Origin of the sequence: Bradyrhizobium sp. UFLA03-84 (assembly GCF_002289535.1) — a bacterium.
In the GTDB taxonomy this organism is placed as follows: Bacteria; Pseudomonadota; Alphaproteobacteria; order Rhizobiales; family Xanthobacteraceae; genus Bradyrhizobium; species Bradyrhizobium viridifuturi.
In genome coordinates this window covers 18,589-45,492 of record NZ_NSJY01000009.1, presented here as the reverse complement: position 1 = coordinate 45,492, position 26,904 = coordinate 18,589, and the positions used below count along the sequence as shown (strand labels likewise).

General features: G+C 64.3%; 22 protein-coding genes and 1 tRNA gene. 12 read left to right on the top strand and 11 right to left on the bottom strand.

Going from position 1 to position 26,904, the window contains the following annotated elements; genetic code table 11:
- Window positions 1-60: 60 nt before the first annotated feature.
- Genes CK489_RS10390 through CK489_RS10380 form a run of 3 tightly spaced genes read left to right on the top strand, consistent with a single transcriptional unit; the run spans window position 61 to window position 2,643 of the window.
- Window positions 61-306 carry an acyl carrier protein gene (locus tag CK489_RS10390; RefSeq protein ID WP_050630179.1) on the top strand — a complete coding sequence of 82 codons (246 nt, stop codon included), beginning with the start codon at window positions 61-63 and terminating at the stop codon, window positions 304-306.
- Window positions 303-731, top strand: a complete 429-nt coding sequence (locus CK489_RS10385; RefSeq protein ID WP_143278116.1) for a MaoC/PaaZ C-terminal domain-containing protein — start codon at window positions 303-305, stop codon at window positions 729-731. Before CK489_RS10390 ends, CK489_RS10385 begins: the two co-directional genes overlap by 4 nt.
- Window positions 732-753: 22 nt before the next feature.
- The gene (locus CK489_RS10380) at window positions 754-2,643 is read left to right on the top strand and encodes an HAD-IIIC family phosphatase (protein ID WP_095732244.1); all 1,890 of its coding nucleotides are present in this window, start codon (window positions 754-756) and stop codon (window positions 2,641-2,643) included.
- Between the two features lie 210 nt (window positions 2,644-2,853).
- On the opposite strand, the gene CK489_RS10375 is transcribed toward CK489_RS10380, so the two are convergent.
- From CK489_RS10375 to CK489_RS10360, 4 genes are all read right to left on the bottom strand, one after another.
- Window positions 2,854-2,943, bottom strand: a tRNA-Ser gene (locus CK489_RS10375).
- A 381-nt stretch (window positions 2,944-3,324) separates the two neighbouring features.
- Entirely contained in the window at window positions 3,325-4,776 is a 1,452-nt protein-coding gene (locus CK489_RS10370; protein ID WP_095732243.1) for a trehalose-6-phosphate synthase, read from the bottom strand.
- 204 nt (window positions 4,777-4,980) lie between these two features.
- Window positions 4,981-5,790, bottom strand: coding sequence for a trehalose-phosphatase (gene otsB / locus CK489_RS10365; protein WP_502694116.1), 810 nt, complete (start codon window positions 5,788-5,790; stop codon window positions 4,981-4,983).
- A 27-nt stretch (window positions 5,791-5,817) separates the two neighbouring features.
- Entirely contained in the window at window positions 5,818-7,311 is a 1,494-nt protein-coding gene (locus tag CK489_RS10360; RefSeq protein WP_095732241.1) for an MFS transporter, read from the bottom strand.
- A 184-nt stretch (window positions 7,312-7,495) separates the two neighbouring features.
- Here CK489_RS10360 and CK489_RS10355 point away from each other — a divergent pair, with 184 nt between their 5' ends.
- Entirely contained in the window at window positions 7,496-7,873 is a 378-nt protein-coding gene (locus CK489_RS10355) for a DUF3175 domain-containing protein (protein ID WP_095732240.1), read from the top strand.
- Window positions 7,874-8,035: 162 nt separating this feature from the next.
- Here CK489_RS10355 and CK489_RS10350 read toward each other — a convergent pair whose 3' ends face one another.
- The gene (locus CK489_RS10350) at window positions 8,036-10,069 is read right to left on the bottom strand and encodes a methyl-accepting chemotaxis protein (RefSeq protein WP_095732239.1); all 2,034 of its coding nucleotides are present in this window, start codon (window positions 10,067-10,069) and stop codon (window positions 8,036-8,038) included.
- A 464-nt stretch (window positions 10,070-10,533) separates the two neighbouring features.
- On the opposite strand from CK489_RS10350, the gene CK489_RS10345 reads away from it, so the two are divergent.
- Window positions 10,534-11,706: an FIST N-terminal domain-containing protein gene (locus CK489_RS10345; protein WP_095732238.1), complete on the top strand. Its 1,173-nt coding sequence runs from the start codon at window positions 10,534-10,536 to the stop codon at window positions 11,704-11,706.
- Entirely contained in the window at window positions 11,703-13,076 is a 1,374-nt protein-coding gene (locus tag CK489_RS10340; protein ID WP_050631115.1) for an ATP-binding response regulator, read from the top strand. Before CK489_RS10345 ends, CK489_RS10340 begins: the two co-directional genes overlap by 4 nt.
- A gap of 24 nt (window positions 13,077-13,100) precedes the next feature.
- Here the strand turns inward: CK489_RS10340 and CK489_RS10335 are convergent, their stop codons facing one another.
- The 4 genes from CK489_RS10335 to CK489_RS10320 all read right to left on the bottom strand — a co-directional run bounded on the left by CK489_RS10335 (window position 13,101) and on the right by CK489_RS10320 (window position 17,591).
- Window positions 13,101-13,811 carry a LuxR C-terminal-related transcriptional regulator gene (locus tag CK489_RS10335; protein WP_245350310.1) on the bottom strand — a complete coding sequence of 237 codons (711 nt, stop codon included), beginning with the start codon at window positions 13,809-13,811 and terminating at the stop codon, window positions 13,101-13,103.
- Window positions 13,812-13,930: 119 nt separating this feature from the next.
- Window positions 13,931-14,611 (bottom strand): response regulator, encoded by a 681-nt coding sequence (locus CK489_RS10330; RefSeq protein ID WP_050631114.1) that lies wholly within the window; start codon window positions 14,609-14,611, stop codon window positions 13,931-13,933.
- A 24-nt stretch (window positions 14,612-14,635) separates the two neighbouring features.
- Window positions 14,636-15,847: a c-type cytochrome gene (locus CK489_RS10325; protein ID WP_095732422.1), complete on the bottom strand. Its 1,212-nt coding sequence runs from the start codon at window positions 15,845-15,847 to the stop codon at window positions 14,636-14,638.
- A 28-nt stretch (window positions 15,848-15,875) separates the two neighbouring features.
- Entirely contained in the window at window positions 15,876-17,591 is a 1,716-nt protein-coding gene (locus tag CK489_RS10320; RefSeq protein ID WP_050631112.1) for a PQQ-dependent dehydrogenase, methanol/ethanol family, read from the bottom strand.
- Between the two features lie 404 nt (window positions 17,592-17,995).
- On the opposite strand from CK489_RS10320, the gene CK489_RS10310 reads away from it, so the two are divergent.
- The 4 genes from CK489_RS10310 (at window position 17,996) to CK489_RS10295 (ending at window position 23,150) form a co-directional block, all read left to right on the top strand.
- The gene (locus tag CK489_RS10310; protein ID WP_024583646.1) at window positions 17,996-18,481 is read left to right on the top strand and encodes a (2Fe-2S)-binding protein; all 486 of its coding nucleotides are present in this window, start codon (window positions 17,996-17,998) and stop codon (window positions 18,479-18,481) included.
- Window positions 18,482-18,571: 90 nt separating this feature from the next.
- Window positions 18,572-20,911: a xanthine dehydrogenase family protein molybdopterin-binding subunit gene (locus CK489_RS10305; protein ID WP_095732236.1), complete on the top strand. Its 2,340-nt coding sequence runs from the start codon at window positions 18,572-18,574 to the stop codon at window positions 20,909-20,911.
- 11 nt (window positions 20,912-20,922) lie between these two features.
- Entirely contained in the window at window positions 20,923-21,723 is an 801-nt protein-coding gene (locus tag CK489_RS10300; protein ID WP_095732235.1) for an FAD binding domain-containing protein, read from the top strand.
- Window positions 21,724-22,037: 314 nt separating this feature from the next.
- Window positions 22,038-23,150, top strand: a complete 1,113-nt coding sequence (locus CK489_RS10295) for a CaiB/BaiF CoA transferase family protein (protein WP_095732234.1) — start codon at window positions 22,038-22,040, stop codon at window positions 23,148-23,150.
- 69 nt (window positions 23,151-23,219) lie between these two features.
- On the opposite strand, the gene hppD is transcribed toward CK489_RS10295, so the two are convergent.
- The gene (gene hppD, locus CK489_RS10290) at window positions 23,220-24,338 is read right to left on the bottom strand and encodes a 4-hydroxyphenylpyruvate dioxygenase (protein ID WP_095732233.1); all 1,119 of its coding nucleotides are present in this window, start codon (window positions 24,336-24,338) and stop codon (window positions 23,220-23,222) included.
- A 123-nt stretch (window positions 24,339-24,461) separates the two neighbouring features.
- On the opposite strand from hppD, the gene CK489_RS10285 reads away from it, so the two are divergent.
- Together CK489_RS10285 and CK489_RS10280 are read left to right on the top strand one after the other, a co-directional pair.
- Window positions 24,462-24,938, top strand: a complete 477-nt coding sequence (locus CK489_RS10285; RefSeq protein WP_198960892.1) for an Lrp/AsnC family transcriptional regulator — start codon at window positions 24,462-24,464, stop codon at window positions 24,936-24,938.
- A gap of 84 nt (window positions 24,939-25,022) precedes the next feature.
- Complete coding sequence (locus CK489_RS10280; RefSeq protein WP_050631108.1) at window positions 25,023-25,334, top strand: DUF1272 domain-containing protein; 312 nt, start codon at window positions 25,023-25,025, stop codon at window positions 25,332-25,334.
- Between the two features lie 99 nt (window positions 25,335-25,433).
- Here CK489_RS10280 and fahA read toward each other — a convergent pair whose 3' ends face one another.
- On the bottom strand, window positions 25,434-26,702 hold the full coding sequence (gene fahA / locus CK489_RS10275; RefSeq protein ID WP_095732231.1) for a fumarylacetoacetase: 1,269 nt from the start codon (window positions 26,700-26,702) through the stop codon (window positions 25,434-25,436).
- Window positions 26,703-26,904: the final 202 nt, after the last annotated feature.

Genomic DNA, 26,904 nt, shown 5'->3' with positions numbered 1-26,904 from the left:
TACGGCACTTGCTTGGCCATTTCGGCGCTGCCGGCTTACCCAAATCGTGGGATGATTGTGATGACTGACGAGGAAATCTATTCCCGCCTCACGCCGATTTTCCGGGACGTCTTCGACGACGACACGCTGACGCCCCATCCGGAAATGACCGCGGCGGAAGTACCCGCGTGGGACAGCCTCAGCAACATCCGGCTCGTCGTCGCCGTCGAGGTGGAGTTCAAGATCCAGTTCTCGACTGGCGAGGTTGCCGCCCTGAAGAACGTCGGCGAGTTCGTCAACGTCATCCGTCAAAGGGCTTCGCGTTGAGCGAACAGCCACGAGTGCTGGTCTGGAGCGAGCTCAAGGAGGGCATGACCGTCTCGCTTCCGTTCCGGATCGGCCAAAGTGAGATGGATACCTTCCGCAAGCTGTCGGGCGACTCGAGCCGCATTCATATCGATGCCGAATTCGCGCGGAGCCGCGGATTCTCCGGCCCCGTCGTCTACGGCGCGCTCACCGTCGCCAGGCTTTCGCATCTGGTCGGAATGCACTTGCCGGGTGACCTCGGGCTGGCGACGAGCTGGCGGATCGACTTCAATCAGCCGCTCTATATCGACGAGGAAGCGACGTTCAACGGCGAGCTCACTCACGTGTCGCAATCCACCCATACCGTCAGCCTGAAGTTTCGGGTGTATGCGGGTGAGAAGCTGATCGCCAGCGGTACCGCCGGATCCAAACTTCTAGACGAATGACACCATCCTGGGTCAAGACGCCATGACGTTTCAGCTTCAAGAACTGCCCTGGTTAGAAGCGCCGCCCGCGGATTTCAAATCACTCTGCAACGCGCTCGATGCCTCCGATGCACCTGATGGCGCCGAGATCGTCGGGCTTGCCACCAAGGCGCTCAATACGGATCAGCTCACGCGCCTTTCGAAGACCATCGAACGCGCGCGAACCAAGACGAAGGCGCTGTCGCCGCTTCGCGGGTTTCACCTGGGATTGCTCGGCAACGGCACGACCTGCCTGTTCGCCCCTGCCCTTGCCGCCGGCGCTGCGCGCCATGGCGTGCTGCTCCGCGTCACCCAGGCGGACTACGATCAGGTCGCGCAGGAAGCGCTCGATGCCTCCTCGACGATCAACGCGTCCAAGCCAGATGCCGTTCTGCTCGCGCTCGATTTCCACGGACTGCCCTTCAACGGCGGCGGCAGTCCGTCGGGCCAGTCCGCACTCGACTACGTCGGCATGATCCGTGAAGGTCTTGAGCGCGGCGCCGGGGTCCCGGTGATTTTTCAGACCGTTGCCTGCCCGCCGCAGCCGCTGTTCGGAAGCATGGACGCGCAAGTGTCGATGTCGCTGCGCCGCCAGATTCAAGATTTCAACGACAGGCTTCGCGAGCTCGCAGCGAAGCGCGGCGACTACATCCTCGACGTCGCCGCCCTGGCGGAATCGATCGGTACCCAGAACTGGCACAATCCGGTCCAGTGGAATCTCTACAAGCTGCCATTCGCGCAGACGATGGTGCCGATCTACGTTGAATATGTCGGACGCCTGCTCGGCGCGATCCGCGGCAACGCCCGCAAATGCCTCGTGCTTGATCTCGATAACACGCTCTGGGGCGGCACGATCGGCGACGACGGGCTGGAAGGGATCGTCCTCGGACAGGGCGATGGGGTCGGAGAAGCCTTCACCGAGATTCAGCGGACGGCGCTTCAGCTGCGCGATCGCGGCGTCATCCTGGCGGTATCGTCGAAGAACACCGATGAAGTCGCCCGACAGCCCTTCCGCGAACATCCCGAGATGACGCTGAAGCTGGACCACATTGCGGTCTTCCAGGCCAACTGGAGCGACAAGGCGTCCAACATCGAGGCGATCGCCAAGACGCTGAACATCGGGCTGGATTCCCTCGTGCTGCTCGATGACAACCCCGCCGAGCGAAGCCAGGTGCGCAAGGCGCTGCCGATGGTGGCCGTGCCCGAGCTGCCCGCCGACCCTTCGCTCTACGCGCGCACGCTGTTGAACGCGGGCTATTTCGAAGCCGTCACGTTCTCCGAAGAGGACCGTCAGCGGGGCGAGCAATATCAGGCCAATGCGCAACGCGCGGAGCTGTCGGCGAAGTCCCGCGACATGGATGAATTCCTGACGTCGCTCGGCATGACCATCGAATTCCACGCGTTCGATGCCGTCAATCTGGGACGGGTGGCGCAGCTCATCAACAAGACCAATCAGTTCAACCTGACGACGCGGCGCTACACGCAATCCGAAGTCGAGACCTTGTCTCGCTCGCCGGATTGCCTGACTTTCCAGATCAGGCTGCGCGACCGCTTCGGCGACAACGGGGTGATCGGCGTCGTCATTGCGCGAAAGAAGGACGCGACCTTCGACATCGACACCTGGTTGATGAGCTGCCGGGTTCTCGGCAGACGGGTCGAGGAAGCTATCATCGCCGAACTCGTCCGCCATTGCCGTTTGAACGGCGTCGACACGCTGGAGGGAAGCTACCTCCCCACCGCCAAGAACGGGATGGTGCGCGACCTGTACAAGAAGCTCGGATTTGCGTCGGCCGGCGGCACGGACGAGCAGCACATCTGGAAGCTGGATATCTCCGAATACAACGTACCCGCACTGCCGTTCGAGGTTATTCGCGACAGCGCCGCGAGTGCGTGAGAAGGGCCGCAAGGCCCGGAGCGGCACACCCGCCGGCGCGATCCCGCGCAGGCGGGCGGCAGCGGGCTTTGCCGGCGCAGCCGCCGGCACCGAACCGCCATCTCAACTCATGGTTTGACGTTGCTCGCGAGGGCCGCATTTGAGAACCCGGCCGGCGAGCCACGAAGCTGCGCCTCGCATTGTCGGAGCGGAGTGTCGGCGGAGGTCGGCTGGCGGAGAGAGTGGGATTCGAACCCACGGTACGGTTTCCCGCACACACGCTTTCCAAGCGTGCGCCTTAAGCCACTCGGCCATCTCTCCGGGAGGCCTCTCTTGAAGGGCTGAGGCGGATTTTGCAAGGGAGCGCAGGGTCGAAGCGCAAAATTTCCCCAATTGATTGAAAATATTGGGTAAACTGGCGCTGACTACGGCCACACCTCGCCGTCTTGCTGGCGCCGCACGGGATTTTTGCCGATCGCAGGTCGCTGCGTGGCGCAAATCAGCCGATGAATCCGATCTGGCGATCCTCGGTGCGCAACTGCGCATTGTGGCGCAGTGCTTAGGCCGTAAGCCATCGCGCGGCGGCCGGCTACTTAATCGGTGCCGTCCGAGGCTGCCGGCGTTACCGCCCTTGAGCTCACGCCGCACCGAGGTGGGCACGGGGTCATGCACCCCTGCCCATCCTCTACGTTCAGTGCTCGCTCAGTGATATCGCGCGGCAAAATCCGCCGTGCGGCGCGGCCACAGGGATGGCGGCTCGGGCAGCGCCGCGTTTGCCGTAGTGTGCGTATCCTGCAGCGCCTCGATGAAATCGGCGAACCATTGCTGGATGGTGCCGCCGTTGAGCTTCTCCATCATTGCTTCCCAGCGCATCCGCCGCTCGGTCAGCGGCATCGCGAGCGCCATTGCCAGGGCGCGCGCCATGCCGTCGATATCGTGCGGATTGACCAGCAGCGCGGCGTCGAGCTCGTTCGCCGCGCCGGCGAATTTCGACAGCACCAGCACGCCGGGATCGGCCGGGTTTTGAGCTGCGACATACTCCTTGGCGACGAGGTTCATGCCGTCCTGCAGCGGCGTCACCACGCCGACCTGCGCGGTGCGGTAGAGCCCCGCGAGCACGCCCTGGCCAAAGCCCTTGTTGAGATAGCGGATCGGCGTCCAGTCCACCTCGCCATGCACACCGTTGACATCGGTGACGAGCTTCGCCACCTCGCTGGCAAGATTGCCATAGGCCTCGATCGCGCCGCGCGAGGGCGTCGCGATCTGCAGCAGCGACACTGAACGCTTCAGCGCCGGATGCAGCGTCCACATCTTGTCGAACGCCTTGATGCGGTTGACGAGACCCTTGGAATAGTCGAGCCGGTCGACACCGATCGCGAGCCTCTCGCCGTTGAGGCTGCGCCGCAGCCGCGTCACGTCGGGATGCGTCATCGCCTTGGTGGCCTGCTGGGCGAACTTGCCGGGATCGATGCCGATCGGAAACACCGCGGCGCGGGTGCGGCCGAACGACGAGTTGATCACGCCGTCCCGCACCTCGAATTCGAGATCGTTCTGCACATAGCTCAGGAAGTTCTCGCAGTCCTCGTCGGTCTGGAAGCCGATCAGATCATAGGACAGCATCGCCTCGATCAGCTCGCGATGATTGGGCACGCCCGCGATCACCGCGCGTGCCGGCCACGGCGTATGCAGGAAGAAGCCGATCGGCTGCGCCACGCCGAGATCGCGCAGCTCGGCGCCGAGCGCGAGGAAGTGATAGTCCTGGATCCAGAACACGGAGTCCGGCTTGCGGAAGCGCAGCAGCGCGCGCGCCATGAACGCGTTCACTTCGCGATAGCTGGTGTAGTCCTCGTGCGAGGCACGAATCAGATCGGCGCGCGAATGCATCGCGGGCCACAACGCCGAATTGGCAAAGCCTTCATAGTAGCCGCCGTAGTGCGCGGCCGGCAGATCGAGCATCGCCAGCGCGCCTGCGCCGAGAGCTTCGACTTCTGCGAAAGGTTCCTTGTGGTTCCCGTCGCGGACCCGTCCGCTGGAACCAACCCATATTGCCCCTGTCTTTTCCACCACCGGCAACAAGGCCGCTGCAAGCCCCCCCGTCATGGGTTCATTAGGTTTTCCGCGCGAGACGCGGTTCGATACGACGACGAGGTTCACCAGGTCCCCTCCTGTTGGTCAACTCGCGTATTAACAACCATTCATCAAGATGGTTCCGGATCAACATTTCTCCCAATTGAAACCAAATTCTGGCGCACGCTTAAGGAACTCGCGGGAACTCGCGAAAAGAAAATTGCGCGCGAGGTCGCTCACACGACGCAAAAGCACCGCATTCGATTCGAACCCACGATGCGGTTGATTTGGTTAGGACAGATTCACGTCCCTATCGTCGTCGAGCAGCCGAGCGAGAAACGCCCGCACATCGCCCGGCCCATCGAAATGTCCAGCGATACCGGCCGCGCGACGCCCGACGGAAAATGCCAGACCGTCATATTCAGGCATGATCGCGAATACGGTCTCGTCGGTGACGTCGTCGCCGATGAAGAACGGGCGGCGTCCCTTGAATGGCTCATGCGTCATCAGCTCGAGCACGCCGGTCGCCTTGGTGAAGCCGGAATGCTTGATCTCGCAGACGCTCTTGCCCGGCAGCACCTCGATCGGCGCATTCGGCAATTCGGCGCGGATCAGCGACACCGCTTCATAGATCGCCTTCTCCGCCGCCGGCGCCAGCCGATAGTGCAGCGCCAGCGAGTAACCCTTGTCCTCGAGCAGAATGCCGGGGCTGAGCTTTGCGATCGCGGCGAGACGCCGCTTCAATTCCTTGTCGAGCGGCGGCGCGTGCGCGGCAACCGCCTCGCTGTCCGGCTGCAGCCGCATCTCGGCGCCATGGCCGCCGATCGCGGGAAACACCTCCGGGGCGAAGATCAGGTCGATGTCGTTGAGCGAGCGGCCGCTGACCAGCGCCAGCGCGCCGCCGGTTCGCTCATGCAATTGCTTCAGCGTGGTCGCGAGCTCCGGGGGCACCCAGACCTCGCGCGGCGTCGGCGCGAAATCGAGCAGCGTGCCGTCGATGTCGAGCAGCACCGCGGTGCGATCCAGCGCCGGAATCAACGATGCCGGCGTCGGCACGCCGCCAACCCTGGCGTCAGGGGCGATGTCATCATCCAGGGGCATTTCGGCCACATCATGCTTCGTCATAGTCTACTCCACAAATGCCAATGGTCGCGCGACAGATTCGAGCGACTTTCGCTCTGCCGCGACGGCATAGCGCCATGCGACGGCTGCGGCGACCAACATGAGTACCGACCCCAGGAGGTAGCCGGCGAAGACGCTGTTGCGCGATCCGGTGTCGATCAGCACGCCGAACAGCGCCGGCCCGATCACGCCGCCGATGCCGGTGCCGACGGCATAGAAGACGGCGATCGCAAGCGCACGGACCTCCAGCGGAAACGTCTCGCTGACGGTGAGATAGGCGGCGCTCGCCGCCGGCGAGGCGAAGAAGAAGATCACCATCCAGGCGATGGTCTGGGTCTGCGCACTGAGCACGCCGATCGAGAACAGATAGCCGGACAGCGCAAGCAGCACGCCCGAGGTGGCATAGGTCAGCACGATCATGGTGCGGCGGCCGAGCGTGTCGAACAGGCGGCCGAGCAGCAGCGGCCCGAGGAAGTTGCCGGCGGCAAAGGGAAGGATGTACCAGCCGACATTGCTGGCGGCGATGCCGAAGAAATCGGTCAGGATCAGCGCGAAGGTGAAGAAGATCGCATTGTAGAAGAAGGCCTGCGCGGCCATCAGCGTCAACCCGACCAGCGAACGCTGCCGGTAGGTCGAGAACAGCGTCACCGCGACCTCGCGCAGCGGCGTGTGATCGCGCATCTTGAGCTTGATCTTCTCGAAACCTTCACTCGGCTGTTCATGGCCGAGCACGGAGGTCTCGATACCGGCGACGATCTTGTGAGCCTCATCGGGGCGCCCATGGATCATCAGCCAGCGCGGGCTTTCCGGGATCCACATCCGCATCAACAGCACCACGAGGCCGAGCGCCGCGCCGGTGAAATAGGCGATCCGCCAGCCATGATCGGGCGCAAGCCACGCGGGATCGAGCAGGACGATCGCGCTCACCGCGCCGATCGCAGCCCCGATCCAGAAGCTGCCGTTGATGACGAGATCGGTCCAGCCGCGATAGCGCGCCGGCACCAGCTCCTGGATGGTCGAATTGATCGCGGTGTATTCGCCGCCGATACCGGCGCCGGTGAGAAAGCGAAACAGCGCGTAGCTTGCGACATTCCATGACAGCGCGGTCGCGGCTGTCGCGGACAGATAGAGCGCGAGCGTGATGAAGAACAACTTCTTGCGGCCGATCCGGTCGGTGAGCCAGCCGAAGCCGAGCGCGCCGAGCACGGCACCGGCAAGATAGGCGCTGCTGGCAAGGCCGACATCGGCGTTGGAGAAGCTCATGGTCGGACTGTTCTTCAGCGCGCCCGACAGCGCGCCGGCCAGCGTCACCTCGAGCCCGTCGAGAATCCAGGTGATGCCAAGCGCCAGCACCACGCGGGTGTGGAAGCCGCTCCAGCTGAGATGGTCGAGCCGAAGCGGAATCGAGGTCTCGATGATGCGCCCGTCGCTCTGTGCATCCGGCGACACCGTTCGGTCAGTCGCTGTCGCAGAACTCAATTGTGTCCGCTGCAAATTCATCAGATTGGACCAATGAGAAAATCCCCGGAACGATGCGTTCCAAGGTTCTTTTTCCCAGGATTGCGGCAAACGGAGTGCCCGCCACGCGACGCTAACGCCGCAGGCCGGCAAGAGTTCCCGCAATGCGGCATAGGAACCGCCGCCGCTGCGCGCTGTTCTCGGCTCAAAAGTCACGGAGGCATCGATGGCCGCACGCAAGAAGGCCGCGCGCAAGACAGCAAGAAAGCCGCCGCCAAGATCAACGGCACGATCGGCAAGCACAACGCGTCACAAGCGCGGCGCAAAAACGCCCTCGAAGCGCTGGTCGCAACGTGTGACCAAGGAGAGCGACGCGCTCGACCTCAAGCACGGCGTGTTCAAGCAGACCAGCGCGAAGAAGATCGCATCATCGCTGAAACAATCCGCCGAGCACAGCACGCGCCGCAAGAGCGGCGCCTACCGCTCCGCGCTCTCGATGCTGACCTTCTATATCAACCGTGCCGGCAGGACACTGCCGAAGACCGAGCGGTCACGGCTGGAGCGCGCCAAGGTCGAGTTGAAGCACCAGTTCGGGCGGGATTAGTCGCGCCGTCTCATCTGCCGTCGTCCTGGCGAAAGCCAGGACCCATTACCACCACTGTCTATTGGTGAAGGACAACTCGCCGCTTGCCCCTTTCGAGGGCCACGGCGTATGGGTCCTGGCTTTCGCCAGGACGACCGTGGTTGTCAGTTACGGCAAACCAATCTACGCCGCGCGGATGTTCGCCATGAAGCGATCGAGCTCCTCGCGCAGCCGCGAGCTCTCGACCGACAGCGAACGCGCCGAGTTCAGCACTTCCTCGGAGGCAGCGCCCGTCTCGGTCGCGCCGCGGTTGACCTGCGTGACGCTGGATGCGGTCTCCTGGGTGCCCTGCGCGACGTTCTGCACACTGCGCGCGATCTCCTGCGTTGCCGCGCTCTGCTGCTCGACCGAGCTTGCGATATTGGTCGCGATCCCCGAGATCTGCCCGATCGTGCCGCCGATCTCCTTGATCGCGGCAACCGATTCCTGCGTCGCGGCCTGCATGCCGGTGATGTGCGTGGAGATCTCGTCGGTGGCCCTGGCGGTCTGGCTTGCGAGCGACTTCACTTCGGAGGCGACCACCGCAAAGCCGCGGCCCGCATCACCGGCGCGCGCGGCCTCGATGGTGGCGTTCAACGCCAGCAGATTGGTCTGCTCGGCGATCGCCGTGATCAGCTTGACGACGTCGCCGATCTCCTGCGCGGCGCGCGAGAGCTTGCCGATCCGCGCATCAGTCTGCTCGGCCTGGCGCACGGCGGAATCGGCGATCTGGCTGGATTCCTTGGCGCGGCGGCCGATCTCGTCGACCGACGCCGACAATTCCTCGGTCGCAGACGCAACCGACTGCATGTTGCTGGAGGCCTCCTCGGAGGCGCCGGCGACCTGGCTCGACAGGTTCTGCGTGGTCTCTGCGGTCCGGGTCAGTGTCCCGGCTGCGGATTCGAGCTGCACGGCGGAAGCCGACACATTGGAGACGATCGAGCCGACGGCGGATTCGAATTCGTCGGCGAAGCGGATGAGCTCCGCGCGTCGCGCGGTCGCGCTCGCCTTGTTCTGCGCTTCCTGCGTCGCGGCGTCGCGCTCGGCCTTGGCGACCGCCTGGACCTTGAACTCTTCCACGGCACCGGCCATCTCGCCGAGCTCGTCGCGACGGCCGAGGCCCGGCAGCACGACGTCGAAATTGCCCGCGGCGAGCTCGCGCATCGCTGCACACATCGCCGCGATCGGACGCGAAATGCCCTTGCCGAGCAGGAACGCCCAAACCAGCCCGAGCACAAAGCCGCCGGCCGCGAGCATCAGGATCAGCTGTTCGGTCTCGCCGATCATGGAATGCGATTCGGTCTCGAGCCGCTTCTGGTCGGCGAGCAGATCTGACTTCATCGCCGCCGCGCCCTGGCTGATGGCAGCCGCCGATTCCGTCATTTCGACGGTCAGCTCGTCGATCGACTTGGCATTCGCGATCAGCTTGGCGAGCGCCTCGCGGTATTCCTCGAGCAGCGCAGTGATGTCCTTCACGCTCTGGGTGATCCGCTCGTCCTTCGAGGTGATGCCCTTCACCAGATTGTCGGCGAATTTCAGCCGGGCGAGCGCGCTGGAGGCGACGGTCTTGTCGCCATTGACGACGAAGGTGTTGACGGCGCCGGTGATCGACTGCAGCTGGTCGGCGACCTTCTTGGCGCCGAACTGAATCGATTGCAGCTCGGAATCATCGGCATTGCTCGGCAGATCGTCGAGCTTGTAGCGCATCGAGGTCGCGCTGCGGGTCAGCTTGTTCTGCGCAACTTGCGCGCTGTCGTCCTTGATGCGGACGATTTCGGCAAAGATCTTGGTGAAGGCGCGGAATTCGCGTTCCAGCTTGGCGACCTGCTCGAGCCGGGCCGGATTGGTGGTGCCCTTCATCGACGCCACGATGGCGTCCTTCAGGCTGGCCTCGGCGGCGAGCGCGGCCTTGGCGTCATCCTCCTTGCCGGTCGCGACGTAGTAGCGCGCCAGCGAACGATAGGAGATCAGTTCGCGATCGATGTTGCGGGCGAGATCGGCTTCCGCGACGCTCTGGCGATAGGAGCCGACGCCGGCGGAGACCCGCTCGAAGCCCATATAGGCGAAGCCCATGGTGGCTGCCGAAAGCGCCAGGGTGACGGCAAAGCCGAGCATGATCTTGGCGCGGAATCTGAGGGTTGGGAGCCTGATCGACGACGATCGCTTCAGTCCCGGCATTCCAACCCCCGTCTTCATTCTGAAAACCACGCGGGGTCCGGCGGCAACCCGCCCCAGTCCCCGGAGGGCAAAACTAAGGCAGAATCAATAAGGCCCGGTAAATGAGCAGCCGCCGCCCGTCCGGGTCCGGTACTACCTTGGTCGGCCCGGGGGGGCGGGCAAGGTGATTGACGCGCGGGTCCGGCCCGATACGTTAGAACCGATCAAACCTGTCCCTGCCCGGGCCAGGAGAACACATCGGGAGGTGTCCCATGTCATCGCGTCGAGCGGCGCCGTTGGCGCTTGCGGCGAGCGTAGCTGCCGGCGAATTGGCCCGGCCAATGACATTCCCCCTCACGACCTAGGATATAAAGGCTGGCCGGATCGCGAACCATCGCGGCATGGCCCGGATGCCCTTGAGACCCCGCGCGGGGACCACCGGCCGCGCCAAGAAAAACAAGAAATTCTGGTTAGGGAGAACGCCTTTGGCGAAGCAGAACGGCAGCGCCACCGACAGCATTGTCGTGGTGCAGGCAAAGACCAACGGGCCGCGGGAGGCCGCCGACGAGATCGCGCGCCAACTGGCGGCGGTTGATCTCGCCATGCTCGTGGTGTTCGTGTCGCCGTTCTATGACCCGCAGCAATTCATTGCCGAACTGTCCGGCCGGATGCCCGACGTTCCGATCTTCGGTTGCACCACGGCGGGCGAACTATCGCCCGGCGGCTGGGAGGAGGACAGCGTGGTCGCGATGGGCTTCGACGCGGCCGATTTCGTCATCGCGGCCCGGCCGCTGTTCGACCTCTCGACGTTTCGGGTCGACCATGGCCGCTCGATCTGCACCGAGTTGCAGAGCGAGTTCGCGCAGCGCACCGAGCATTGCGATCACACCGACGATTCCTTCGGGCTGCTGTTCATCGACGGCATGTGCCAGCGTGAGGAAACCATCATGTCGGCGATCTACGCATCGCTCGGCGACATCCCGGTGGTCGGCGGCTCAGCCGGCGATGGCCTGCGCTTCGAGAAGTCCTGGGTCTTCCACGGCGGCGCGGCCCATACCGACGCCGCCGTCCTGATCCTGATCCGGACCCGGCTGCCGTTCCGCCTGTTCAAGTGCGACCATTTCGAGCCGACCTCGACCAAGATGGTGGTGACCGAGGCCGACATCAAGCACCGCATCGTCAAGGAGCTGAACGCCGAGCCCGCCGCGCTGGAATATTCCCGCGCCGTCGGCCTCAGCGACAACAAGCTCGAGCTGTTCTCGTTCGCGGCGCATCCGGTGCTGGTCCGCGTCGGCGGTGCCTATTACGCGCGATCGATCCAGCGCACCAATCCCGACGGGTCGCTGCAATTCTTCTGCGCCATCGACGAGGGCATGGTGCTGACGGTGGCGCGCGAGCGCGACCCGATCGACGTGACGAGCCGCCTGCTCGAGGAGCTGACCGAGGATCTCGGCGAGGTCTCGATGTTCATCGGCTTCGAATGCGTGCTGCGCCGGCTCGACGTCGAGCAGCGCCAGCAGTCGCGCGAGATGTCGGAGCTCTATCGCCGCAACAGAGTAATTGGCTTTCAGACCTATGGCGAGCAGTATCGCTCCATGCATGTCAACCAAACGCTGACCGGCGTCGCCATCGGCAAGCGGACCAACGCGCCGCAATGACTGATACGAAGACCACGCGCATTTCGGCCCTCGAACGCGAAGCCGAGAAGCTGCGCAAGATCAACGCAGCGCTGATGTCGCGCGTCGAACGTTCGACCGACCAGCAGCTCAACGCCTTTTCGCTGTTCGAGACCGCCATTGCGCTCGATCAGCAGGTGCGTGACCGCACCCAGCAGCTCAAGCAGGCCCTGCAATCGCTGGAGAAGACCAATGGACGCCTGCTGCAGGCCAAGCAGCAGGCCGAGGCGGCAAGCTCGCTGAAGTCGTCGGTGCTGGTTTCGGTGACGCACGATCTGTTGCAGCCGCTGAATGCGGCGCGGCTGACGCTGTCCGCGCTGACCGAAACGGCGACCGAGCCCAAGAGTGTCGCGCTGACCGACCAGATCGACCGTTCGCTCGCGACGCTCGAGGACATGCTGCGGACGCTGCTCGACATCTCGAAGCTCGATGCCGGCGTGCTCAGGCCCGAGTTCGGTCCGGTCGCGATCGCCTCGCTGTTCGAGCCGCTGCAGCAGGAATTCGTGGCGACCGCCGCCAAGCGCAATCTCGACTTTCGCATCATGCCGTCGTCGGCGGTGGTCCGCTCCGACCCGCTGATGCTGCGCCGGATCCTGCAGAACCTTTTGGCCAACGCGCTACGCTACACCCAGCGCGGCACCGTGCTGATGGGATGCCGCGCCAGGGGCGACGATATCTGCATCGAGGTGCACGACACCGGGCCGGGCATCCCGGAGGCCCAGCGCGAGGCGATCTTCGTCGAGTTTCAGCGCGGTGACGCCGGCGCCGCCGACAAGGCGGGCATCGGGCTCGGCCTTTCGATCGTGCGCCGGTTCGCGGACCTGCTCGGCCACAACATCAGGCTGAGCTCGCGCGCCGGCAAGGGCTCGGTGTTCTCGGTCACGGTGCCTCGCACCCTCGATCCGGTTGCGATCCCGGTGCGCGAGCAGGCCAGCGTCGACTATCGCTATGGCGGCATGGAAGGCGCGAAAATCCTGCTGATCGAGAACGACCTCTCCAGCGCCGAGGGCCTCGCCCATCTGCTGGAAAAATGGGGTTGCGACGTCGCGGTGACGATCTCGAAGGCCGAGGCGCTCGAGCGCATCCACGCGCTCGACGGCGTTCCCGACGCCATCATCGCCGACCTGCATCTCGACAATGGCGAGACCGGAATCCAGGCGGTCGACGTGATCCGCGGCGAGATCAACGCCAAGGTCCCGGCGATCATCGTCACCGCCGACTACTCGGCCAAGGCTGCCTCCGACGTCTCGGCCTTCGGCCACGAACTCCTGAAGAAGCCGATCAAGCCCGCCGAGATGCGCTCGCTGCTGTCGTTCCTGCTGGCGGCGGAGCAGTCGGGCGCGCGGCTCTGACGAGGCGCGACGACGGCGCGGCCGTCACCGGGCATGGTCGTGCTTGCCGAAATCCAGTTTGGACAGCGCGATGATGGCCTCGGTCCGGCTGCGCACGCCGAGCTTGCGCAGGATTTCCGAGACATGCACCTTCACGGTGGTGACCGAGATATCGAGCTCATAGGCGATGTGCTTGTTCTGCAATCCGCGGCAGATCATGTCGAGCACGCGAAGCTGCTGGGCGGTGAACTGGCCGAGCTGCTGCACCAGCTCCCTGGTTTCGGCCTGCGCCTTGCGCGCAGCGGCGGCATCGCGGAAGCGCGTCGGCAGGCACACCTCGCCTTCGAGAATGCCGCGCAACAGGCGCGCCAGCTCGACCTTCGGCGTCGACTTCGGAATGAACCCGGAAATGCCGAGCGAGATCGCGCCGCCGATGATCCGGGAATCGTCATGCGCGGATACGATCACCAGCGCGCTGCGCGGCGACGCGGCCCGCACCCGGTAGGCGCCGAGCAGGCCCGTCGTTCCGGGCATCGACAGATCGAGCAGGATCAAGTCGAGACCGTCGCGGGCGGCGATCACATCAAGCGCGCCATCGATAGAAGTTGCCTGCAATACCTCGGCATCGGGAAACTCGGCCCCGATCACGCCGATCAAGGCGGCGCGGAACAGCGGGTGATCCTCGACGATCAGCAGTCGAGGCGCACCCGCGCTATCGAGCGGCGGCTCGTCCGCCAGAGGCGCGGTCGTGGTCAATGCTGCGCCGTCCTCCCTCGGGTCGCTGATGAAAGCCATATGTGCGCGACGTTATCTCAAAGCTGACCGGCAGCCTATAGGCAGGATATCCAATGCGGCCGCCTCGCAGTGCAGCAAGTCTAGGGCGCCTTCTCTGCTTTCGTGCCCGAGCTGGTTTCAAGCACCGGAAGCGGAATCTTGCCGAGTTCGATGATCGCCTTGTTGCGGCTGAACAGCTTCAGCTTGCGCAGGATCTCGGTGACATGCGCCTTGACGGTGGATTCCGCTAGCTTGAGTTCGGAGGCGATCTCGCGGTTCTGCAGGCCGCGGATGATCAAGTGCAGCACGCGGATCTGCTGCGGCGTCAGCTTCTGGATGCGCTCGCGCAGCGTTCGCGCCGTCTCGGACTGGTCCAGCGCGCCGACCGCGACGAAATCGCGCGGCGCCGAGACCGATCCGCTCAGCACGCGCGCGATCGCCTGCGAGAGTTCGCCGAGCGAGGTCGATTTCGGCAGATAGCCGACCGCGCCCATTTCCAGCGCCTCGCGGATGGTGTGCTTGTCTTCTTCACTGGAGACGATGGCGATCGGCAGCCGCGGATAGCGATCCCTGAGCTTCTGGAAGCCGGAGAAGCCCACGACGTCGGGCAGCAACAGATCGAGCAGCGCCAGATCGATGTTCGGCTCGCTCGCGAGGATGCCGAGCGCCCCTTTGATCGAAGTCGCCTCATAGATTCGGGCATCGGGATGCGAGATGCGGATGGCATTGCCAAGCGCCTCCCCGAACAGGGGGTGATCGTCGATGATCAGGAACCCCATCATGAGGACCCTCGCACTGCTGTTCGTCTAGTTCGACCCGCCGGTATCCTGCACGCTCTGCAGATAGGCATATACGTTTCTGAGCTCGTCGTCGCTGAAGACGTCCTTCCAGGCCGGCATGCCCTTGGCCGGCCGCCCGTCATGGACCGTCTTCCAGAATGTCGATTCCATGTCGTCAGCATAGCGCTTCTTGAGCAGCCTGAGGTCGATCTTTCGTTCGGCCTGCACCGCGTCCGGACCGTGGCAATGGGCGCAGGTACCATTGAACACCTCCCGCCCCGCTTTGGCATCTGCCGTGGCGTCCCCTTTGGCGTCCCCTGAAGTCGCGGCGGTCTGAACCGGCTTGTCGGCTGCGGCCGTCTGCCCGACCGTGACCGGCTCGGTCGCGCCGACGGACGACGTGGTTGCCTGGTCTGCCCGGCCGAACTTCACCGCGGCGCCGTTCGGCACCCCATATTTGGCGAACAGCGCGGAAATATCCCCCTGCAGCGAGGGCAGGACACCGTCGACTTCATCGCGCAAGGCGCCCGACGTCTTGGCGAAACCGATCGCAGTCGCCCAGAGCAGGCCGTCGCCCTCGGTCGAGACGATCTGGTACTTGTCACCATAGCTGGTCTTGTTGAGCCAACCGGCCACCGGCGCCCAGATGAAGGCGACATCGACCTTGCCCTGATCGAGAGCTGTCATGCCCTCCTCGGGGCTGAGCACGGTGATCTTCTGGATATCGTCGCGCAGCGCCAGCACGTTCTGCGGCGTCGACTGATACTGCACCGCAACCCGCAATCCCCTGAGGTCATCGATGCCGCCAAGCTTGCGATCCCTGGCGCCGACCAGCGCGTAGCCTTCATGGGCGATCGGCTTCGAGAAGATCACCGCCGGGCCCATGAAATCGTCGATCAAGGGCAGCCCGACCATGGCGTCGCACTGCTTGCTGAGCAGCGTCTCCCGCACGGTGCGCTTGCCGAAATAGGACTTGTACCAATTATAGCTCACCGTGCGGCCGAGCTTTTGCGCGACTGCCTGGCCGATCTCGAGATAGAGACCGGGCTTGCCCGGCTCATCGCTCGAGAACGGCAGGTTGGTCGGATCGGCGCAGAGCCGCAGCGGCGGTTTTGCTTCGTCCGCGCCGGCCGCGAAGGCCGGCGCGAGCAGTGTGGCTGACAGCAGCACGGTCCGGATCGCCTTACCCAACTGCACGCTGCGCGCCGGGTTGGGTACTTCATTGCACTTGATGGACACGGACAATGCTGCCTCCATGACGCGACGGTTACTGCAGGGCGAACACGAACAGCGAGCCGCCTTCCGGCGCCGCGGCGACCATCTTCTTGCCGATGTCACCGAGGAAGGCCGGCAGCGCCGCGGTACGTCCGACCACGATCGCGACATACTGCTTGCCGTCGACCGAATAGGTCACCGGACCGGCACCGATGCCGCTGCCGAGGTTCTTGCTCCACAGCACCTTGCCGTTCTTGGCATCGATGGCGCGGAAGTCACCGTGCAGATTGCCTGAGAACACCAGGTTGCCGCCGGTCGTCAGCGTGCCGCCGTTGAAGGGCAGGTCTTCCTTGATGCTCCACACCTTCTTGTTGGCCACGGGATCCCAGGCCACGAGTTCGCCGAGGAAGCCGCCGGGGCCGGGCTTGGTCGGGAATTCGGCGCCGAGATAGAACACGCCGCGCTTGTAGTTGACGTCGGAGACCGACCAGTCCATGCAGACATTGTTGCTCGGGATGTAGACCAGGCCGGTCCCGGGGTTGAACGACATCGGCTGCCAGTTCTTGCCGCCGATCAGGTTCGGGCAGATGTCCTTGGCGGGATGGCCCGGGCCGGGACGCTTGTCCGGATCCTCTTCCGCCCGCATCGTGTTGATGTCCCACTTCTTGGCCCAGTTGGCGAAGACGTATTTCTCGGCCGAGATCACCTTGCCGGTCTCGCGGTTGGCCACGAAGAAGAAGCCATTGCGGTCCGCCTTCATCAGGACCGGCGTCTCGGCGCCCTTGATCTTCAGGTCGGCGAGCAGCAGCTCGTTGACACCGTCATAATCCCAGGCGTCGGCCGGCGTGCCCTGGATGTGCCACTTGATCTTGCCGGTGTTCGGATCGATCGCCAGCGTCGAGGCGGTGTAGAGGTTGGTCAGCTTGCCGAAATTGCCGTCGCCGGTGGAGCGCACCGCGGTATTCCACGGTCCCGGATTGCTGGTGCCCCAGTAGACGGTGTCGGACTTGGCGTCATAGGAGCCGACCAGCCAGGCGGCGCCGCCGCCATGCAGCCCGGTATCGCCCTTCCAGGTATCGCTGCCGGGCTCGCCCGGCGCCGGCACCGTGAAGGTCTGCCAGAGCAGCTTGCCGTCCTTGAGCGAGAACGCCTGCAGCGAGCCGCGGACGCCGTATTCGCCGCCGCCGAAGCCGGTGATGACCTTGTCGCGGACGACGAGCGGCGGCGAGGTGATGACCGAGCCCTGCTTGTAGTCGACGACGGTCGAGGTCCAGAGCTCCTTGCCGGTCTCGGCATCGAGCGCGGTGAGCTTGCCGTCGAGCCGGCCGACGAAGATCTTGCCGTCGGCATAGGACACGCCGCGGCTGTTGACGTCGCAGCAGGCGTATTGAAGCACGTCATCCGGAATGTCGGGCTGCCAGGTCCATTTGCGCGCGCCGGTCGCGGCGTCGATCGCATAGACGTATTTCGGCCCCCACGAGGTCGACACATAGAGGTTCTTGCCGATCACGACCGGCGAAGCCTCGTTGGAGCGCAGCGAAGCCAGCGACATCGAGTAGACGAGCTGCAGCTTGCCGGCGTTCTCTGAATTGATCTGCTTCAGCGGGCTGAAGCGCGTGTTGCCGTAGTCGTGGCCGGCGATCGCCCATCCGTTCGGATCAGATGCCGCCTTTGTGACGGAGTCATTCGCTTTCGACGCAGTAATACCCGCCATCACCATGGCGACCAGCGACACGCCGGCAAAGAAAATCCCGCTCCTCAGCTTCATTGGCTTCCTCCAATATGGTTTCGTTGCCGCGATGGATGCATCGCGCGCGCGTCTCTCTACCCAAATGCATGGATCAGCGATCTTGTGTCGCTACATCGACGATGAAAATGCCAGCAACGCCTCCGCGTCGTTATAGGCGGAAGGTAGTAGCAATCGCGGCCGCGATTTTGACGTGCCGCAAGCAGCATCCATCTGCCGAAAATCGCTTGCGCCGCAGCGCATTTTCGTCACGCCGGAGGGCGCCGCCGGCCGCTTGCAAATTGCCCATTGAACGGCCGCCTGCTAGGATTACGGGCACAGCCCGGAGCCTTCATGACAGGGCCGTAACTACGACTTTGATCGCGGTTACGACCCATAAGAAGCGTGGTCTACTGGGCCCATAACGAAGCTATTGGGAGAAACGCGTGTCTACAGTCAAACTGACGGTAAACGGCAAGGCGGTCTCGGTCGACGTCGAGGACCGAACCCTCCTCGTGCACCTGTTGCGCGAAAACCTGAACCTCACCGGCACCCATGTCGGCTGCGATACCAGCCAGTGCGGCGCCTGCGTCGTCCATGTCGATGGACGGGCGGTCAAATCCTGCACCATGCTGGCCGGCCAGGCGGCGGGCTCCAACGTCACCACGATCGAAGGCCTTGCCAAGGGCGACGAGCTGCACCCGATGCAGGCGGCGTTCCGCGACAATCATGGCCTGCAGTGCGGCTATTGCACCCCCGGCATGATCATGTCCGCGGTCGATATCGTGCATCGCCATGGCGGCAAGCTCGACGAGGAAACGGTTCGCCACGAGCTCGAAGGCAACATCTGCCGCTGCACCGGCTACCACAACATCGTCAAGGCGGTGCTCGACGCTGCCGGCCGCATGAAGGTGGCGCAGGCCGCCGAATAGCGCGCCCCGCTCCGCACGCGATCAAGCTCATCACCGCCGGTCTCGATGGAAGCGGCGGCAAATCGAATCTCCGGTCGGGAGGACTAGACCATGGGTGTTGAAGGAATTGGCGCACGCGTCGTGCGCAAGGAAGATCGCCGGTTCATCACCGGACAAGGACGTTACGTCGACGACGTCAAAATGGTCGGCATGAGTTACGCTCACTTCATCCGCAGCCCGCATGCCCATGCCAAGGTCAAGGGCATCAATTCGGCCGAGGCCATGAAGATGCCCGGCGTGATCGCGGTGCTGACCGGTCAGCAGATCGTCGACGACAAGGTCGGCAATCTGATCTGCGGCTGGGCAATCACCTCGAAGGATGGTTCGCCGATGAAGATGGGCGCGTGGCCGGCGATGGCGCCGGAGACCGTGCGCTTCGTCGGACAGGCGGTTGCGGTGGTGATCGCCGAGACCAAGAATCAGGCCAAGGACGCGGCGGAAGCCGTGGTCGTTGACTACGAGGAGCTTCCCGCGGCGGCCGACATCAAGGCCGCGATCAAGCCCGGCGCGCCGCAGCTGCACCCCGAGGCCCCCGGCAACATCGTCTATGATTGGCATCTCGGCGACGAAGCCGCGGTCAAGGATGCGTTCAGCAAGGCCGCCAATGTGGTGACGCTCGACCTCACCAACAACCGCCTGGTGCCGAATGCGATGGAGCCGCGCGCAGCGGTTGCGCATTACGACCAGGCCGAGGAGCACTACACGCTCTACACGACCTCGCAGAATCCGCACGTCGCCCGCCTCGTGCTGTCGGCGTTCTACAACATCGCGCCCGAGCACAAGCTGCGCGTGATCGCGCCCGACGTCGGCGGCGGCTTCGGCTCCAAGATCTACATCTATCCGGAAGAGATGGTGGCGCTGTGGGCCTCCAAGAAGGTGGGCCGCCCGGTGAAGTGGACCGGTGACCGTTCGGAGGCCTTCCTCACCGACGCACATGGCCGTGACCATGTCTCGAAGGCGGAGATGGCGTTCGACAAGGACAACAAGATCCTTGGTCTGCGGGTGAAGACCCACGCCAATTTCGGCGCCTATATGTCGCTGTTCTCCTCGGCGGTGCCGACCTATCTCTACGCGACGCTGCTGTCGGGCCAGTACGTGATCCCGGCGATCTACGCCGAGGTGATCGGCGTCTACACCAACACGACGCCGGTCGACGCCTATCGCGGCGCCGGCCGCCCCGAGGCGAGCTATCTGATCGAGCGCATGATGGAGACGGCGGCGCGGCAGTTGAAGGTCGATCCGGCCGAGCTGCGCAAGAAGAACTTCATCACCGCGTTCCCCTATCAGACGCCGGTCATCATGGCGTATGACATCGGCGACTTCCACGCCTCGATCGACGCCGCGATGAAGGCGATCGACTATGCCGGCTTCCCGGCGCGCAAGGCCAAGGCGAAAGCCAGTGGCAAGCTGCGCGGCATCGGCGTCTCCTGCTACATCGAGGCCTGCGGCATCGCGCCGTCGAAGGCGGTCGGCAGTCTCGGCGCCGGCGTCGGCCTGTGGGAATCGGCTGAGATCCGCGTCAACCCGGTCGGTACCATCGAGGTGCTCACCGGCTCGCACAGCCACGGCCAGGGCCACGAGACGACGTTCTGCCAGATCATCGCAGAACGGCTCGGCGTGCCGATCAGCCAGGTCTCGATCGTCCATGGCGATACCGACAAGGTGCAGTTCGGCATGGGCACCTACGGCTCGCGCTCGCTTGCGGTTGGCGGTACGGCGATCGTGAAGGCGATGGAGAAGGTCGAGGCCAAGGCCAAGAAGATCGCGGCACATGCGCTCGAGGCATCCGAGAGCGACATCGTGATCGAGAACGGCGAGTTCAAGGTCACCGGCACCGATAAGTCGATCGCGCTGCCGATGGTCGCGCTCGCCGCCTACACCGCGCACAACCTGCCCGACGGCATGGAGCCGGGTCTGAAGGAGACGGCGTTCTACGACCCGACCAACTTCACCTTCCCGGCCGGCGCCTATATCTGCGAGCTCGAGGTCGATCCCGGCACCGGCAAGACTTCCTTCGTCAACTTCGTGGCGGCGGACGATTTCGGCCGGCTGATCAACCCGATGATCGTCGAAGGCCAGGTCCATGGCGGCCTTGCCCAGGGCATCGGCCAGGCGCTGCTCGAAGGTGCCGTCTATGACGACACCGGCCAGCTCGTGACCGCGTCGTTCATGGATTACACCATGCCGCGCGCCGACGACCTGCCGTCGTTCCAGCTCTCCCACACCACGACGCTGTGTCCGGGCAATCCGCTCGGCGTCAAGGGCTGCGGCGAAGCCGGCGCGATCGGCGCCTCTGCTGCCGTGATCAACGCGATCACGGACGCCATCGGCAACAACAAGCTGGAAATGCCGGCGACGCCCGATCGCGTCTGGCACGCCATTCACGGTTGAGGGAGGATACGATGTACGAGACGACTTATCACCGCGCATCCTCGATCGACGATGCCGTGGCGCAGTTCGCCAAGGGCACGGACTCCAAGTTCCTGTCCGGCGGACAGACCTTGCTCCCCGTGATGAAGCAGCGGCTTGCTGCACCATCCGACGTGATCGACGTCGCCAAGATCAAGGACATGATCGGCATCGACGTGTCCGGCGACACCGTCACCATCAAGGCCGCGACGACGCATTACGACGTCGCGCAAAGCGAGGCCGTGCAGAAGGCGATCCCGGCGCTCGCCAATCTGGCGTCGATGATCGGCGATCCCGCTGTGCGTCATCGCGGCACGATCGGCGGCTCGCTCGCCAACAACGACCCGGCGGCGGACTATCCGGCGGCGGTGCTGGCGCTCGGCGCCGTGGTCAAGACCAACAAGCGGTCGATCCCGGCGGAAGACTTCTTCAAGGGCCTGTTCACGACGGTACTCGAGGATGGCGAGATGATCACCGCCGTGTCGTTCCCGGTCCCCGCCAAGGCAGGCTATGCCAAGATGCGGCACCCGGCCTCGCGTTTCGCGCTGACCGGCGTGTTCGTCGCCAAGACCAAGGCGGGCGACGTCCGCGTCGCCGCCACCGGCGCCTCGCAGAGCGGCGTGATGCGGGTGGCGCCGATCGAACAGGCGCTCAAGGCGAACTGGGCCGCGTCGGCGCTCGACAGCGTCACGATCCCGGCGAGCGGCCTGCTCGCCGACATCCACGGCTCGGCGGATTACCGCGCCAACCTCGTGAAGGTGATGGGACAGCGGGCGGTGACCGCCGCCGGCTAGCCGCTATCCCTCCTGAACCTATGCAGACGGCGCGCAGCGATGCGCGCCGTTCGCGTTTTGCTGGCATTCCAGCCGAAAAGGCTTGCCACATCCCCCATAAGGCGAGAGAATTTAGCTAATCAGCTAATTAAAAATACCGTCAGACGGACGGTCGCGGGGAGTGGACTCATGACGTTCGGCAGCACCAATCGCCACGGCACCCAATCGCCTGACCGCACCCTTGGCGGCAGCGCGCCCGCCTGACGCCGGACGCACCGGCTCTCTGCGGACAAGACCCTTCGACTACCCCTTCACAGCAACAACGGAACCATCACGTGCTCGACAAGCCCGCCTCCCAAACCGCCGCTCGCACCTCGGGCCCGCTCACAGGCTTCCGCATCGTCGAATTCGCCGGCATCGGTCCCGGTCCGTTCGCCTGCATGCTGCTCGCCGACATGGGCGCCGAGGTCATCACGCTGGACCGGGTCGGCGCGGGCAAGAATTTGAAGGCAGTGGCAACCCGCGGCCGCAAGGTCATCGAGCTCGATCTCAAGAACAAGGCGGCCATTGCCGAAGTACTCGACCTGCTCAGCCATGCCGATGCACTGATCGAAGGCTTTCGTCCTGGCGTGATGGAGCGCCTCGGCCTCGGCCCCGATGTCGTGCTCGCGCGCAATCCGAAGCTGGTCTATGGCCGCATGACCGGCTGGGGCCAGGAAGGTCCGCTGGCGAATGCCGCCGGCCACGACATCAACTATATCTCGATCACCGGCGCACTCGCTGCGATCGGCACCAAGGAGAAGCCGGTGCCGCCGCTCAATCTGGTCGGCGATTTCGGCGGCGGCGCGCTCTACCTCGTGGTCGGCGTGCTCGCGGCGCTGCTGGAAGCGCAGAAGTCCGGCAAGGGCCAGGTGGTCGATACCGCGATGTGCGACGGCGCCGCTTCGCTGATGTCGATGTTCTACGACATGGCCGCGCAGGGCCGCTGGAGCGGCGGCCGCGACCAGAATTTCCTCGACGGCGGCGCGCATTTCTACGGCGTCTACGAATGCTCTTGCGGCAACTTCATCTCGATCGGCTCGATCGAGCCGCAGTTCTATGCGCTGCTGCGCAAGCATGCCGACCTGACCGATGCCGACTTCGACGCCCAGATGGACCGCAAGGCCTGGCCGGCACTGAAAGCGAAGCTGGAAAAGGTGTTCAAGAGCAAGTCGCGCGCCGACTGGTGCAAGATCATGGAAGGCACCGACATCTGCTTCGCACCGATCCTCACCATGGAGGAAGCGCCCAAGCATCCGCACATGGCGGCCCGCCAGGTGTTCGTCGAACGCCACGGCGTCACCCAACCCGCGCCCGCACCGCGCTTCTCGCGCACGCCGTCCGCCATCCGTGAGCCGGAATTGGCCAGCATCGGCGACGTGACGGCCGAGTGGAAAGCGACGAAATAGATCGCGCTGTCGTCCCGGCGAAAGCCGGGACGACACCTTGCTTTGCGCTGGCCTGGCTCTACGATACGCTTACGCGGCGTGGTCGACCTTGAGCACGCCGCGGCGGATCTGGTCTTCCTCGATCGACTCGAACAGCGCCTTGAAGTTGCCTTCGCCGAAGCCGTCGTCGCCCTTGCGCTGGATGAATTCGAAGAAGATCGGGCCGATCGCGTTCGCCGAGAAGATCTGCAGCAGCACCTTGGTCTGGCCGCCGTCGACGACGCCCTCGCCGTCGATCAGAATGCCATTCGTCTGAAGCCGCGCAACGTCTTCACCGTGCTTCGGCAGGCGGGCATCGATCCGCTCGAAATAGGTGTCGGGCGGCGACGGCATGAACGGCAGGCCGTCCGCGCGCAGCCTCTCGACCGTCGCGTGGATATCGCGCGCGCCGCAGGCGATGTGCTGGATGCCCTCGCCGTGATAGACGTTGAGATATTCCTCGATCTGCCCGGAATCGCCGGCATCCTCGTTGATCGGAATCCGGATCTTCCCGTCCGGACTGGTCAGCGCGCGGGAGAACAGGCCAGATGCGCGGCCCTCGATGTCGAAGAAGCGGATCTGGCGGAAGTTGAACAGTTTTTCGTAGAAGCCAGTCCAGACATCCATGCGGCCGCGATGCACGTTGTGGGTGAGATGATCGATGTAATAAAGGCCCGAGCCCGCCGGACGCGGGTTGGCGGCGCCCAACCACTCGAACTCGGCATCATAGGCCGAACCCTTGGCGCCGTAGCGGTCGACGAAATAGAGCAGGCTGCCGCCGATGCCCTTGATCGCGGGCACATCGAGCGTCTTCGCGGCGGACGACACATCCGCCGGCTCCGCGCCGAGCGCGATTGCGCGCTCATAAGCGTGCTTGGCATCGACCACGCGGAACGCCATCGACGGCGCGCAGGGGCCGTGCGCGGCGACGAAGTTGAAGCCGTGGGTGCCAGGCTGCTCGTTGACGAGATAGTTGACGTCGCCCTGGCGATAGACCGTGATCGCCTTGGTCTTGTGCCGGGCGACCGCGACAAACCCCATCAGCTTGAACAAAGCGTGCAGCTCAGCCGGATTGGGATGGGCATATTCGACGAACTCGAAGCCGTCGGTGCCCATCGGATTGTCGGTGCTGATTTCGGCCGGCGGCGCATCGTGCGGAAACGGACCCATGGCGGTAACTCCCTGATTTGTCTGGAGATCAATTTCCGTCATCTATTGCGCAACGTGCGTGCAAAATAGGGCTCGATTTGCTAATATCGCGCATGATCCGTGCATGAACTTGATACTTTACGCATGCCTGAAGTCGACGCCTTCGACCTCAAAATGCTCGCCGCGCTGCAGGATGACGGCCGGCTGACCAACCAGCAGCTGGCCGACCTCGTCGGTCTCTCAGCCTCGCAATGCTCGCGGCGGCGGATGCGGCTGGAGGAGGAGAAGGTGATCGCGGGCTACCATGCCGACCTCGCCGGCGAGGCGCTCGGCTTCGGCCTGATCGCCTTCATCCACATCACGCTGGCGACCCATTCGCCCGACAACGCCAAGCGGTTTCGCGAGCTGGTCAACCGAGTCGACGACATCCAGGAGGCCTACGCGCTGACCGGCGACGCCGACTACGTGCTCAAGGTGATGCTGCGCGACCTGAAGAGCCTGTCCGACATCGTCAACAACGTGCTGATGCCGCACCAGAGCGTGGCGCATGTGCGCTCATCGATCGTGCTCGACCGCCTGAAGGAAAGCGCCAGGCTGCCGCTGAAATCGCTGCAGGCGTGATGGCTCAAATCGAGGGAATTCCGTCATTCGCTTCGGCGGCACGACCTGCGATCATTCCGCCAACATCCAGTTAGAGAGACGACCATGGCGCTGCAGCTGCGACCGAACTGCGAATATTGCGACAAGGACCTGCCACCGAGCGCGCTCGACGCGCGGATCTGCTCCTATGAATGCACGTTCTGTGCGGATTGCGTCGAGACCAAGCTCGGCAATGTCTGCCCGAACTGCGGTGGCGGTTTTGCGCCACGTCCGATCCGCCCGGCCAAGCCGTGGCGGGCGGGTGTCTGCACCGTGAATCAGCCGCCGTCGGACAAGCGCGTACACCTGAAATACAGCCGCGAGGACTGCGCGGCACATACCGCGCGCTTACGGGATATCAGGCCGGAAGATCGGTAATTCGGTTAGCCCGTCATTCCGGGATGGTCCGAACGACCAGACCCGGAATCTCGAGATTCCGGGTTCGATGCTCCGCATCGCCCCGGCATGACGACGTAGCTACTCCGCCGCGACGATCGTGCCCTCGACTTCACCGAACCCGACGCGATAGCCGTCGCCCTGGCACCAGCCGCGCATGACAAGCGAATCGCCGTCTTCGAGGAATGAACGCTTGACGCCGCCGGCAAGCTCGACCGGCTCGGTGCCGTTCCAGCTGATCTCCAGGAGACTGCCACGCTGGTGCTTCTCGGGGCCGGAGATCGTGCCGCTGCCGAGCAGATCGCCGACATTCATCGCGCAGCCGCTGGAGGCGTGGTGCACGAGCTGCTGCACCGACGACCAGTACATGTACTTGAAGTTGGTGCTGCAGATGGTCTTCGCCTCGTTCATCGCACCGGCACGCAAGCTCACGTCGAGCGCGAGATCATAGTTGTTCGGCCTCGCCTGCTTCAGATAGGCCAGCGGTTCCGGCTCTTGCTTCGGGCCCTGCATCCGGAACGGCTCCAGCGCCTCGCGCGTCACCACCCACGGGCTGATCGAGGTCGCGAACGCCTTGGCCTGGAACGGGCCGAGCGGCACGTATTCCCACTGCTGGATGTCGCGCGCGCTCCAGTCGTTGAGGATGACGAAGCCGAAGATCATCTCCTCGGCCTGCTTCTCCGTCAGCATCTCGCCCATCGCTGACGCCTGCCCAACCACCACGCCCATCTCGAGCTCGAAGTCGAGCCGCTTGCAGGGGCCGAAGCTCGGCACCTCGGCCGTCGGCGGCTTGAGCTGGCCGCGCGGCCGCTTCACCTTGGTGCCGCTCACCACAACCGTCGAGGCGCGACCGTTATAGCCGATCGGCATGTGCAGCCAATTCGGTTGCAACGCATTGTCCTTGCCGCGGAACATGACGCCGACATTGGTGGCGTGCTCCTTCGACGAATAGAAATCGGTGTAGCCCGAGACCGTGAACGGCATGTGCAGCCTGACGTCGGCCATCGGCACCAGCGCCCGCGCGCGCAACTCCTTGTTGTCGCGCAGCTCCGGATGATCCGAGCGCAACAGCTCGCTGATCCGCGCCCGCGTCGCCGACCACACTTTTGGCCCGAGCGCCATGAATGCGTTGAGCGACGGCTGCGAGAACACGCCGAGCGGCCCGACATCGAGCCGCGAGTCCTGCTCGAGCTCCCAGAGGTCGAGCACGTAGTCGCCGATCGCGACACCGACGCGCGGCGCCAGTCCATTCGCGGAGAACACGCCGTAGGGCAGGTTCTGGATCGGGAAGTCGGAAGTCGGGGCGACGTCGACAAAGGAGCGGAGCTTGGGGTCGTTGGGGTGCGGCATGATTTTCTCAATGCAGTAATGGTGATGCCATTTTCGCCACCCTCCCCTGGAGGGGGAGGGTCGGCTCGCATGGAGCGAAGCGAAATGCGAGACGGGGTGAGGTGATCCCTCCACTCGGGGACCGCCTCAAGGGAGAGACTGTCACCTCACCCCGCCGCTCATTTCATTCGCGTCGCCCCTCCCCCAGCGGGGGAGGGTGAAG